7 protein-coding genes are annotated in these 13,079 nt (G+C 57.4%); 4 read left to right on the top strand and 3 right to left on the bottom strand.

Annotated elements, in window-relative coordinates; all coding sequences use genetic code 11:
- Nucleotides 1–135: 135 nt before the first annotated feature.
- The gene (locus ACH2DG_RS15560; RefSeq protein ID WP_395027266.1) at nt 136–2,217 is read right to left on the bottom strand and encodes a TonB-dependent siderophore receptor; all 2,082 of its coding nucleotides are present in this window, start codon (nt 2,215–2,217) and stop codon (nt 136–138) included.
- 267 nt (nt 2,218–2,484) lie between these two features.
- On the opposite strand from ACH2DG_RS15560, the gene ACH2DG_RS15555 reads away from it, so the two are divergent.
- The gene (locus tag ACH2DG_RS15555) at nt 2,485–3,576 is read left to right on the top strand and encodes a siderophore-interacting protein (RefSeq protein ID WP_395027265.1); all 1,092 of its coding nucleotides are present in this window, start codon (nt 2,485–2,487) and stop codon (nt 3,574–3,576) included.
- 156 nt (nt 3,577–3,732) lie between these two features.
- Here ACH2DG_RS15555 and ACH2DG_RS15550 read toward each other — a convergent pair whose 3' ends face one another.
- Both ACH2DG_RS15550 and ACH2DG_RS15545 read right to left on the bottom strand, forming a co-directional pair.
- The gene (locus ACH2DG_RS15550) at nt 3,733–5,316 is read right to left on the bottom strand and encodes a Na+/H+ antiporter (protein WP_395027264.1); all 1,584 of its coding nucleotides are present in this window, start codon (nt 5,314–5,316) and stop codon (nt 3,733–3,735) included.
- 860 nt (nt 5,317–6,176) lie between these two features.
- Complete coding sequence (locus ACH2DG_RS15545) at nt 6,177–6,929, bottom strand: hypothetical protein (RefSeq protein WP_395027263.1); 753 nt, start codon at nt 6,927–6,929, stop codon at nt 6,177–6,179.
- Nucleotides 6,930–7,531: 602 nt separating this feature from the next.
- On the opposite strand from ACH2DG_RS15545, the gene ACH2DG_RS15540 reads away from it, so the two are divergent.
- From ACH2DG_RS15540 to ACH2DG_RS15530, 3 genes are all read left to right on the top strand, one after another.
- Entirely contained in the window at nt 7,532–9,394 is a 1,863-nt protein-coding gene (locus tag ACH2DG_RS15540) for a filamentous hemagglutinin N-terminal domain-containing protein (protein ID WP_395027338.1), read from the top strand.
- A 114-nt stretch (nt 9,395–9,508) separates the two neighbouring features.
- Nucleotides 9,509–11,101: a ShlB/FhaC/HecB family hemolysin secretion/activation protein gene (locus tag ACH2DG_RS15535; RefSeq protein ID WP_395027261.1), complete on the top strand. Its 1,593-nt coding sequence runs from the start codon at nt 9,509–9,511 to the stop codon at nt 11,099–11,101.
- Between the two features lie 12 nt (nt 11,102–11,113).
- Nucleotides 11,114–13,079 (top strand): filamentous hemagglutinin N-terminal domain-containing protein (locus ACH2DG_RS15530; protein ID WP_395027260.1); only part of this gene is annotated, 1,966 nt, incomplete at its 3' end.

The raw sequence follows: 13,079 nt of genomic DNA, 5'->3' as shown, positions 1-13,079 counted from the left end.
GGCTGGCGCAAGAATGCATCGCGCCCGGCGTGCATGTGGCGCAGCCGCGCGGGCACGGATGCAGGAAGATGCATGGCTAGCTGGCCGCAGGCCGCGCTCGCCAGGCGTTGGGTGCAGCCTTCAAGGTAGCGATGCTTACCTCCACTTGTACTGCAACTGAAGATCGACCGTGCGTGCGCCGCCGTAGTAGCAGTAGAAGTCACAGCCGCTGACATAGGTCTTGTCGGTGAGGTTGCGTGCATTGAATTGCAGCGCCCATTCGCGGCTGATGTCGTATCGCACCATCAGATCCAGCAGCGTATAGCCAGAGATGCGTGTGCCAGGGGTGTAGCGTTGGTCTTCGGTGGAGCCGTTGTAGCGCGCGCCGGCAGCCACGGTCAGTTTCTGGCTGTTGGCCAGGGCGAAGGCATGGCTCACCCACAGGCTGGCCTGGTTGTCGGGAATCAGCGGCGTGCGCACCGTCTGCGAGGCAGTCACATCCTGGCGAGAGTTATTGTGCGTATAGGCGGCTTTGATGCGTGTGGCGGTGCCGAGTTTGAAGTCGCCCTGCAATTCAATGCCCTTGTTGGTGCGCATGCCAGTCTGCGACTGGATGTTGGAGGCGTCCGAGACCAGTGCGTTCTTTTCCTTGACGTCAAAGTAGGCCAGTGTGATGTTGCCGCCGTTCAGCCAGGTGGGTTCGAGCTTCACGCCCACTTCGCTTTGCTTGCCCTCATAGGGGCGGTAGGCGGTGCCATAGCCATCCACGCCGGCGATGGGCTTGAAGGACTCGGAGTAGCTGATGTAGGGCGACACACCGAAATCGGTGATGTACATCGCGCCGGCATTGAGAGAGTTCTTGCTGACGTTGTAATCGGAATCGGCACCATTGGTCCGGCCGTTGTTCTTGGCCTTGTCATGGCGAATGCCTGCGTTGAAGTTCCAGTGGCTGCCCACGCGCATCTGGGTGGATGCATACGCGCCCCATTGCTTGGAATGCAGGCCGTAGGGCGTGCCCGTCACATCGAAGGGCGCACCATAGACAGGGTTGAACATGTCGAGATTGGGCGCCGCGCCAAAGCCATTGTTCACGCCATCGGTGTCGGATTTGAGGTAATCGATACCAAAAGACGGCAGCAACTGCACGCCGTCACCCAGGCGCAGGCGGCCGCTGATGCGGTTGTCCAGATAATGGGATTTGGATTTGCCATCGGTATAGGTATAGCCGCGCCGAAGCTCGCGGTCGCCATCGGAGCCATAGGCGAAAGTATTGGTCTGGTCGAGATCGAGGTTGGTGTACTTGTAGTTTTGCGTGAACTTCCAATCCTGGTTGAACTTGTGGCTCAGCATCCAGCCCAGGCTCGACTGGGTGCGTTTGAGCTGATCCACACCGGGCTCGCCGGCATTGAAGCGGCGGTCGATGCGTCCATAGGGCGTGTCGATGATGGTGCCGTATGCAGGCAGGAAGCCGTTGGTCGGGCGCCCGTCTTCGCGCTGGATGCTGCCCAGAAGCGTCAGAGAAGTGCGCGGGCTGAACCCCATTGTGACGCTGGGCGCCAGGTAGTAGCTCTTCATGTTGGTCTCGCGCTGCATGCCGTCTTCCTTGCGGGCTTGCGCTACAAGGCGGTAGTACACCGAGCCATCGCTGTTGGCGATGTTGTTGTAGTCAACGCTCAAGCCCAGGCGGTTGTTGTTGCCTACCTCGGTGTTGAGTTCAAGTGCGCGTTGCTTTTGGGGGCGTTTGGTCACCAGGTTGACCACGCCCCCAGTCTCGGAGGCACCAAATACCAGAGCGCTGGGGCCCTTGAGCACTTCGACCGACTCGACCCCGAATACCTCGGGCTTCCAGACAAAATAGCCATTGGGCGAGGTAGGAGTTCCATCGAGCGAAACCGAAGCATCAAACCCGCGGATCTTGAACCACTCCACCTTGTTGTCTGCGCCAAAGGGTTCGCTCAGCACACCAGCCTGGTATTGCAGAGCCTGGTCGAGCTTGCGTGCACCCAGGGCGTCGATCTCGTCCTTGCGGATCACAGCGCTGGAATTGGGCGCATAGAAATCGAGGCTTTGCAGTTCGTCGACAGTACCTACAACGGTAACGGTCGAGAGCGTCTTGTCAGCGGCGGTGGTGTCGTCGGTGGAGGGGGCGGTTTGGGCCATCAGCGGCATGGCCAGGCCTGCAGCACCCATGGCGATCAATGCGGCTCGTACAACAGGGGTGTATTGGGCGTAGAACATAGAATTCAAAAAGTTAGGGAGAGAAGCGGGCACTCACGCCGCTGTTCTGGTGCGGATTCTACGATTTAAACGATAATTATTCTCAAGTGCATTATCATTTGTGGTAAATATGTAGCATTCACCATGGACCGGTGCGGATGCCTGCAGCTGCGGCAGATGAGCAACCTAGCTGTTGCATGCATGGCTTTTGGGCGCACTTGATTGGTGGTGAGTGGTGCATGCCTGATGCTGATCGGCTGGCACCGCCAGCAAGCACCTGTTTTCTCCATGGATACGACAACATCTACCACGGCCTCGCTGAGAGGCAATGTCACCTTGCCGCGCGCGGCGGCCTTCGTTCAATGGCTTACCAGCCTGTGGCGCGACAAGGGCGTCGGAATCAGCGAGCCCGAGCCTGATGTGGTTCTTCTGACGCTGGAAGAGGTGGGTGCGCTGCAATTGCGGGTGCTCGCCAGCCGCAAACTGGAATGCCGGATATACCCCACGACAGCCCCCATGGGCGGATTGCTGCAGCTGTCACTGACGGAATACCTGGGTGAGTATGCCGACGAGATTGGCCTGCCCGATGGCAGCTGGGACATCGCCTGGGAAGGACAGGCACCGCGCAGCCCGACGCAGTTGCATATTCTGCGCTTGGTCAGCAACCGGGCACTGAGCCCGCAGATGCGCCGCCTGCGTCTGCAGTGTACCGATATCCAGCCTTTTGCGGAAGCGGGCATCCATATCCGCATGCTGCTGCCGACCGCTGGCGCGGAGCCGGCCTGGCCTGCTTTGCAGGAGGATGGGCGCCTGCTCTGGCCACCTGGAAAACCGCGCATGGCGCGCCGTACCTACACCATTCGGGCGGTCGATGTTCCGGGCTCGTGGATCGATGTCGACGTGCTGCTGCACACGGATGCCGATGGCCCGTCGCCGGGCTCCGTATGGGCCGAGCACGCCGTGCCCGGCAGTACGGTGGGTGCCCTCAGCCCGGCCCGTGGCCTGCCCGCGCGTGCGGGCCACCATGTGCTTGTGGCTGACGCATGCGCCTTGCCTGCTGCCGCACGCATGGTGGAAATGCTGCCGCCAGACCAAACCGTTGCCCTGCTGCTGTGGGTGGCCCATGCGCAGGAGCGCGTCACTTTTGATGTACTGCCCTCGCGCGTGCAGGCGCAGTGGATCTGCGGCGGTGAGCCCGGCGCGTCCGCCCCCGAAATCGCGCAGGTGCTGCAATGGCTTGACAGCCAGTCATGGCATGGCGCTGACACGGCCTTGTGGGTAGCAGGCGGTATGCCATTGACCCAGGCTGTGCGAACCTGGACCGCTACCCAGCCGCAACTGGCAGGGGTGCAGAAAATGGTGCATACCTATTGGCGCTGAAAGAGGCTTCCGGGGTGATAACCCATAGGCCTGTACTCGGCCCGCGCTACCGCTTTGCGTTAGAGATCATCCGTAACGCTTCTTGTGGCCGTCGCTGATATCTCCCATACGCATACAGACCATGGAATGCGTCCAGAAATCGAAGGCGAAGCGGCCTTATGCTCGAATGGCGAGGGCAGTCAGCTCTTCCAGGTCGAGGTTTTTCTGGAGCTCGACCAGCGTATGCTCGTCAATGTCTCCCACTTTATGCAGGCGGATCAGCTCCGCATGGGCGGCGGCGATTGCTTCCAGCACCACGTCGAAATGGGCGTGGACCGTGGGCATCAACACGGATTCCTTCCCTGCGTAATTGGTATACACGGACGCCTTCTTTTTGTACTGCTCCAGCATCTGAGGATGGATCAACTTGCCTTCCCCATCGTAGGCCCTGCTTTGTACGACTTGCAGTTGAACCTGCATCAGCGCCGCCTCCGCTTCGCTCATGGACAGGCGTGGCTTGTCGGATTCGGGGGGCACCAACCCCGTCCAGCGGATCAGCAAACCGAGAGTGGTTCCCTGAACCAGGACGGTGCACAGGATCACCGCGAATGCGCTTACCAGGATGAAGTCACGACCAGGAAAGTCCTCAGGCAGGCTGAGCGCCAGTGCCAAGGTAACGACGCCGCGCACGCCTGCCCAGCCCAGAACCAGTGCGCCACGCGCGCCCAAAGGGGTATAGCGCCTCATGCCCAGCAGCCGGCAAAGCGAGATGGCGCCATCGGATAGAAAAATCCAGGCAAATCGCGCAACCAGCAAGGCCAGCAGAATCGACAGAACCGGTACTGCCATTTGTTCCAGGGCCATTCCAAAACCGCCAATGCGCTCCACTACACCACGCAGCGAGAGGCCAATCAGCATGAATACCGCTGTTTCCATCAGGAAGACAGTGACTGTCCAGAAGGCGATGCCGCGCACGCGTCCTGCGGCAGTGAACACCTTGTACTGGTTGGTGCCGCAAATCATGCCCGCGATGACGGTAGCGATGACACCGGAGACATGGAGCCGCTCGGCCAAAATGTACGCTGCCCAGGAAACCAACAGTGCGGATGTGATGACGAGGTACTCGTCCTGAAGACGGCGTCCGATCAATACCCAGGCAACCCCCACGGCAGCGCCTATCGCCGCCCCGCCCAAGGCAAGTACTGCAAAACTTCCCAGGGCTTGCGTGGTACTGAATGCGCCAGTAATGGCAGCCGCAACCGCAAAACGAAAGAGGACGAGCCCCGTGGCATCGTTGAGCAGGCTCTCACCTTCCAGCAGCATTAGTACCCGGCGTGGCAGCTTGACCTGCTGCAGCACCGCACGGGCGGAGACCGCATCGGGTGGCGAAACAATCGCGCCCAATGCAGCGCATGCCGCCCACGGTAACGAAGGAAACAGCCAGTGCGTGACGACAGCAACCACCAAGGTGGTAAAGAGCACCGCACCCACGGCCAATGAGGTAATGCCGATGATGTGTTTGCGCAGGTAGCGCACCGAAATTCCCCAGGCTCCGTCGATCAGCAGGGGGGGTAAAAAAATGACGAGGATGAGTTCGGGGTCGGGGGAAAACGCGGGAAGCCCGGGCAGGAAGGCCATCAAGCATCCCCCGGCCAGCAGCGGGACAGCAGGAGGAAGGCCCAAGCGGTTGGCAAGGTAGTGCAAACCGATGATCACCGGCAGGATGGCGATCATGAGCTCGAAAAGCTGCAATGTGTTCATGGCAAAGGCTGAGGGCAGAAAAATGCAGGCCGCCAGAGCACCGTATCGCGTGACTCAGGGTGAGCAGTGGCGAAGCATACGTTCCCAGTATGCACGATGGAAAGGATTGAATACTATTTGCTCATGAAAAATGAATGATGATCAATTAAATTGATCATCTATGTACCGGTACATCCATGCAATGGAAAACGCCCGGCAATGCCGGGCGTTTTGGGGTCAGTACCTTGCAGGGCCTGAGAATATCTGCAGGATCAACGAGCGCCTACAAAATCTGTAGGTTCTCACTGATTCTGCGAATTTGCATACACCATGCACTATAGACTTTGCAAATTCATTGAGAACAAGTCGATGGCTCATTCTTCTGATTCTGCAAATTTCCTACAACAGCTACTTTCAAGCGTTGGCGGAGCCATCAATATGTTCTCCAAAAGAGAGAAATCTTTTTTCAACAGCGTAGATATAAGGAAGCTGTACCGCTGAGTCTAGCCTTCCAGGATACCTCAAGTTTGAGGCTGTCTGTACCAGTCTGATCGTCATCAATTTCTGAACCCAGTCAACAGAAAGAAGGGCGGCTCGACGGTACACAATCTGTCTGCCATTTCCAATGGCACGACTTGCCACTGGGGCGATTCCTCTTTCGACCAATTCAGCAGCAAGGGTGGCGCTAGAACTGCCCCTCAATGTTGATTTCCACGCAAACCTGACCGCAACCAATGCTCCTGATCTTCGGACTGGGACTAACTCGTTGGGAATGGATAATATGCGACTACAGATCAGGGGGCGACAGTGACTGTAGTTTCTCAATAATGATTCGGGCAGTCGCTGTCAGCGATTCATTTCGGTGATTATTTATGCTGGATTTACAAGACTAAGGGCATATCACGAGTGCTGAATGCATTTTCTCTTTCAACATTAATCTCAAGATCGAATCGCCTCGCAAGTCTTGCAGAATAGTTATGGTATTGAGCAAGCCATTCATATTTCTGACGTTCATGGATCTTGCTGGCGTTGTGGGCCAATCCTTGGCATACATAGTCATGGTGCAGCTTGAGCAGGGCATGAATTCCATCCAACCCTCCCAGGTAGTGAAGGAATGTCTTACCATCAGCATCTTGAATGGCAAGGCCAGCGGCTACGCTGTCTAGCTCAATGTATTTCAAGACAGATGGAGCGAGTAAAATTCGGGGGAAAATAGCAGATTTCTCGAGTTGAACAGCATCTACCAAAGCCGGACCATATAGGAACTTGTCCGTGAACATCAAGTTGCCAACTGATACAGCCCCTCGCATCGGGAATCCTGCATACAACGTAAGCTCATGAATTTGGTGTTTGAGTTCATGTAAGAACGTGTGCACAACATCACTATCACTCATCTTCGGACTAGATCCGAATGGAAATGCAACGAAGATATTGTCGCTAAAGGTCTTAACCAGCGCGGTACTTTGCCTTCCCTTTGGGAAATGATGAGACCATCCATTTAAGCGACGTTCAAACTCTTCCAAGCAGGCAAAGAACGCGCTGGCTCGAGAGCGGTTTTTGTTTTTGAAGAGCATGGCTCCTCCCAGCACGTCAATGAAGGCGCAAATCTGCCGTTGGGTTCGAACTGTTGTCATGTGCGGAGCATACCGTAGTGCAACAACGTTCCCTAACTTGGCTGGTGTGTTGCTCGCCCTTTGTTTTTCTGCCCTGTAAACCAAGGGTGCAAGTGGCGAATTCTCCACGAATTGCAAACAAAACTTGCAATCTGATGCATCGCCAAAGCGCTGATTTGGAGCGTATGTCCAATGCAGATCATCGGTAGCAATGGGGCAGCAGGGCCGTGCCGCTCTGTTTTTAGCGGGTATAGCGTGGGTGGCAGCTTTGAGAGGACGGGTCTGGCGAAGTCTCAATTCTTGGGGGCACACTTGCAAGCCAGGCATAGGACGGCATGTCTGATAGATTTTTTGTTGTCAGTTTCTTGTAAGAAATCAGACTTGCAATACTCAATTGTCTGCATCTACCGATGCGGTGTCTTCTATTGCCATTTGCATAGTGGCCGTGAGCGCTAGCTGTTTAGTTCAGGCGCCCAAGCAATTAAATACAGCCAAAGCGATATATGAATGAGAGAAAGCTTGCAAGAGTGCTCATCCGGTCTCGGAGCGTCACTTATGCGCTATTGACGCAGGGACTGCTTTTTTCGGCCAGCAGCGTATTTGCGCAGGCCGTCAATACTGCAGTGGTGCCCAAAGGCCCGAATGGGCCACAAGTGACTATAGATGCTGCTGGCCGTGCACATGTCACACCCACCGCAGTGCAAAACGGTGTCTCCTACAACGGATTTAATCAATTTGACGTCGGCAGGCCTGGCTTGTCTTTCGAAAACCAGGCCACCAACGCTCGCACCATCGTTGCCGAAGTATTTTCAGCCGCGCCTTCTCGCATACAAGGCGACTTGGAAGTGGTGGGGTCTCGGGCCAACCTGATCCTTGCCAACCAAAACGGCCTCACTATCAACGGCGCCAATTTCGTCAACTTCGGCAGCGTAGCGCTGACCACTGGTGCTGTCAGCTTGCGCGACCAGCAGCAAAGCGCAGGCCAGGTACAGCGCTATGTGGATGTGGGCACCAGCGCAGGCACAATCCAAATCGGCGACCAGGGCATGGCAGGCAATCTCATTCGCCTTGAGATGATTGCCAAGAATATCGACATCAATGGCCCCATCACCAATGCCTACACGTCGGCCACTGCACATGTGCGCATGGTCGCTGGTGACTCCAAGGCCAGTTTTGATACTGCGGCATCACCCGTCGATAACCTGACGCCATGGGTGTACTACGAAGCTGGAGCTGCAGCTCGCAATGATGTCGCCATCAAAGTGGGTGCGGGCTCCAAGATCACTGCTGGCAGGATCGAAATCCTGGTGACGGACAAAGGAGCTGGCGTTCGCAACGAAGGTGAGCTGGTGGCCTCGGCAGGCGATTTCACCCTCACGACAACTGGCGATCTGGTGCAACGGGGCGGGCAGATACGGGCGCAGGGCTCAGTCAATGCCAAGGCCGCTGATATCCAGTTGGAGGGAGTGCCTGGTCGCGAGAGCATCGTTGCGGCGGGCCTGCAGACAAACCTGCAGGCAGAAAAATCCATTCGTAACATCGGCGGTGAGATCACGGGCAATCAGCGCATATCTGACGACAACCCCTATGCGGTCTACCTTAAGGCCGGAGACGCGATAGAAAACCGGACACCCGTCGGTGCCGAGAAAACTGCCGTCATCTTTGGCAAAGGCGACTCGGTGAGGCTGGAGTCCGGGGCCGGTGGCATCCATTCCACCAATGCGCGTGTGGTGACCAACCTGAACCTGGATCTGCTCAGCGAGGGTGCCATCTCCAATGAAAGCACCCATGTGGGCGCAGATGGTTTGGTCGATTGGAAATCTTCAGGCGTGCTATCGCGCAAAAGCGGCTACCGCGTCGACATGGGAAGCCTGGCAGATGAAAACAACCTGGGCTACTGGGTGGCACAAGGGAGTGTCAATGTCAATGCAGCCTCTGTCTCCAATACCGGAGGGTTCATCTTCTCGAATGCGGGCAGTGTGACCATCAAGACACAAGGCACCGTGACCAACGAGGCCCATAGCGTCGGGGTGTATGAGTACAGCAAACGTTGCGTCCTCTTCATCTGCAAGACCACCGCGAACAGCACAGAAAAGCTGGTTGGCGGCCAGATCATGGCGGCAACAGACATCCAAATCGATGCGGCAGGCGCGGTGCTCAACAACGGTGGGCTCATCTTTGCTGGCCAGAACATGGATATCAAGGCACCTTCCATCATCGCGCGTGCCAAGCCGGTGCACACTGTCATCTTGCGTGACAGGGGCCTCAAGGCCTTGTTTGGTGACACCTGGGCGCAGGTGTATGCCACTGACCAGGGCGGAAGCTTCACTGCGCAAAAGGGCCGCTTGATGCTGCAAGGCGCAGCCCAGCAAGAGGGCGGCAGCTATGTGGCGGCTGAGGGCATTGATGGAGAGATTGCGGTCATCCGCAAGCCCCAGCGCGACCCGGTGCGCATTGAAGACCATCTGGGCATATTTTGGTGGTAAGCAATGCAGTATCGAAGACACGCCCTCCTTCTGTGGATGGGCTCACTGGTCAGTTTGGTGAGCTTACCCGCATTGGCACAAAACAACCCCATTCGCGACCCTAACGATCAACTCATGCGCGAGCAGCAAGAAAAGCTGCGCAAGGAGTTGGTGGAGCAGAACGCTGCAGGAAAAATCCAGCTCGATGCAGGGCCTGCGGGCGGGGCGGCGGATGACAGCAGCTTCCCTGCCGGGCTTCAAACCACAGGGCCGAGCTTTGAGATTCACGAGATCCATGCCACGGGCGATAGCGAACTGCTCAGTAGCAGCCGGTTTGCCAAAATCACCAGGCCTTTTCTGGGGCAAACGCTGGCGGTCGAGCACATCAACGTGCTGCTTGACCGTATCAACAAGGCGTTGATCCAAGAGGGCTACACCACGTCGCGCGCCTATGTGGGCGGCCAAAACCTCAAAGAAGGAACCCTTGCGATCACCATCGTTGCGGGTCGAATAGAAAAACTGCTCTTCAATGGAGCGCCCGCTACTGACGTGGGCGCGTGGCTGGTCATGCCCATGAGGGAGGGAGATATTTTCCGTCTGCGCGATATCGAGCAAGCGGTGGATCAATTCAACCGCCTGCGCCGCAACAATGTCCAGGTCCTCATTAAGCCAGGCGAGACCTCTGGCGGCTCCGTCGTTGAATTTGTCAACAAGGAAGGGAAAGCGGCCAGATACAACATGGGGTTGGACAACCAGGGAAGTTCCAGTACGGGGCGCGCACGCGTCCAAGCGGGAGTGGACGTAGGCAACATTCTCGGTTTGATGGAGTCCATGACATTTGGCTTGACCTCCAGCCAAGAGACCAATGCCATCTATGGCCTAGTCTCTGTCCCCTGGGGCTACAACACCATCTCGGCCATGGCGTCGATCTCTGAGTATCAGAACCTCATTGCAGATACGGCGCTGGTGTATGGGCGCTCCAAGAATTTCTCTTTGTCCCTGAACCGGCTGCTCGCGCGCGATCAAAACAGCAAGACCGCACTGGACATCTCGCTGGCAAAGCGTAACTCCACACGCGAAGTCAACAACTATCCTCTTTCCCCACAAAGCCAAACTAGCTTGCGGGTAGGAGTCAACCGGTTGACGCGGTTTGACACGAAGTTGGGGACAGGGCAGTGGAGTGTGGATGTTGGGCTCTCGCGTGGCATCCCTGCACTGGGCGCTGACAGAGACCCGGATGACCTGCCCAAGGAGGCAGCGCGTTACCAATTCACCAAGCTGGACGCTTCAGCCTCATTGGATCGTCCTGTCGGCGAGCGCATCATCTATCGAGGCAAGCTCAGCGCCATCTGGAGCAGTCGGCCCCTCTATTCATCCGAGCAACTATTTGCTGGTGGTGTCTCCAGTGTGCGAGCCTATCCGGAGTCCTATTTAGGGGGCGACCAAGGGCTGGTGTGGCGCAATGAATTTGCCTTGGCCAAAACACAACCCCTGTGGGAAGGGTGGAAGGGCGGCATACGCTACGAGCCTTATCTGTTTGCAGATGCCGCAGTTCTCAAGACCGTATCGGACGGTCACTCGCGCAGCATTTTTGGCGCGGGGGCCGGCGCCCGGCTGGTTCTACAAAACGCTTTTGCCGATATTCAAGTCGGCCGGGCCATGAAGTCTCCCACTGGATATCAAAAGCAGGGCTGGCGTGTGAATGCCAACTTGACGTACCAATTTTAAGGCGTGTCATTCATGCTGTTTACCCACAAGGCCAAGCGCCGCATTACCAAGTCCATCCTTACAGTCTATTTCTGTGGGCAAGCGGGCATTGGCGTATTTTCTCCAGCTTTTGCCCAAGGGGCTCCACAAGGGATCCCACAAGGGGTTCCGATAGCAGACCCGCGTGCGCCACTGGCTTTTCAGCCGAGCATCCAAAACGTGCCTGGCGCGGCTTCCGTGGTCAATATCACGGCACCCAACGCAGCAGGCCTGTCGCTCAACCAGTACCAGAGTTTTGACGTGCCAACCTCTGGGGTGGTTCTGAACAACAGCCAAATTGGGGGAACCCCCTTGCTGGGTGGCAAGGTACCAGCCAATCCCAACCTGGCAGGAGGGACGGCCAATACCATCGTCAACGAGGTCACGACGCAAGGACCGCCGAGCCAAATCAATGGCACGATTGAAGTGTTCGGCAACCCTGCTGCGGTGATTGTGGCCAACCCCAGCGGCATTACCTGCAATGGCTGCGGTGTGGTCAATACTCCGCGCTTGTCGTTTAGCACAGGCAGCATCACCTTGCGAGATGTCAATGGCGCAGCCAGCAGCTTTGGTCTGGCATCGGGTATCGGCTACAACGTACAAGGTGGACAGATCGCCATCCAGGGCACGGGCGTTGAAGGGACGGTCGGTCAAATCGACCTCGTGGGCGATCTGCTTCGTATCGATGGGCCGCTCAGAGCCCATTACCTGAACCAAGGCGTCTCAAGCATCAACCTGATGGCGGGCAAGACCCCTGGCGCAGGTGCTCCATCAATGGGCGCTGGCGCCACCAACTCCGCCGCTGGCAGCACTTCCGGCTCATCGGTCGCGATTGATGCATCGGCACTGGGCGCCATGACCGCAGGCCGCATCACTGTGGTGTCCACCGATGCCGGGATGGGCGTCAATCTTCGCGGGCCCTTGCTGGCTTACCAGCAAGATGTGGATATTCAGAGCGCCGGCCGTGTGACCACGGGCGATGTGGCAGCTTCGCGCGACATCCGCATCAACGCCGATGGCTTGGTTATTACCGGCGGCACTGTAGCGGCCAATGACAATCTGAAGATCAACGGCAAGGATGGCGTCTATCTGGCTGGCACCACCAGTGCGCAAAAGGGCATCACCTTGGGCAGTACCCAAGGCAGCGTAACGGCCCAAGGGCCCCTCGCCACTGCAGGCAACTTGGATGTGCAGGCCGCGCAGGCCGTGCGCATCGGTTCGCCCCAGAGCGCGGAGGGCGGAGGCACGCAGGTGGCGGGCACCACCACCCTCAGAGGCGACACAGTCTCCATCTCGGGAAAATTCGTGGGCGGCAAAGATGTCAATATCAATGCAGCCAGCGGCGCAGGGATCGTGGGGGACGCCACCATCGCCGGCAATCTGTCCATGCAAAGCGGCGGCGACGCCGCGCTGTTCGGCAATATCCAGGTCAACCAGAACGCAAGCGTAAGCGGCCGCAATGTCAGTACGTCCGGCGCGCTCACCGTCGGCCAGAGTATGGACATCCTGGGGGTCGAAACTGTCGATTTGATGGGCAGCACCACGGTCGGTAACCAGCTTGGCGTGAGTGGTGGCCAGGTCACGCTGGCTGGCAATCTAGATGCCGGCCAGACCACGGTATCAGCCCAACAGTTGAACCTGGGCGGCACCGATGGCAATCTGAACGTGAACGGTAGCATCAACCTCAATGCCAGCCAGTCCTTCAACAACACCGGCAACGTCAATGTCACGGGCAGTTTTGACCTCACCACTGGCGGCGACGCCCAGTTTGGCGGCACCGTGACCACTGGCTCCAACTTCGGGGTCAATGCCGGCGGCAATATTACGCTGGGCAATACGGTCAATAGCGGCGGCAGCGTCAACTTGAACGCTGGCAGCAATTTGCAGGTCAATAACACGATCACTGCAGGTGGTGGTGTGAATGGGACGGCTGGCGGCAATATTTCCGTGAATGAGCAAG

Source organism: Comamonas odontotermitis, assembly GCF_040396735.1.
GTDB lineage: Bacteria > Pseudomonadota > Gammaproteobacteria > Burkholderiales > Burkholderiaceae_C > Comamonas > Comamonas odontotermitis_C.
The sequence above is the reverse complement of the archived record's forward strand: the minus strand, read 5'-3'. Positions and strand labels throughout refer to the sequence as shown.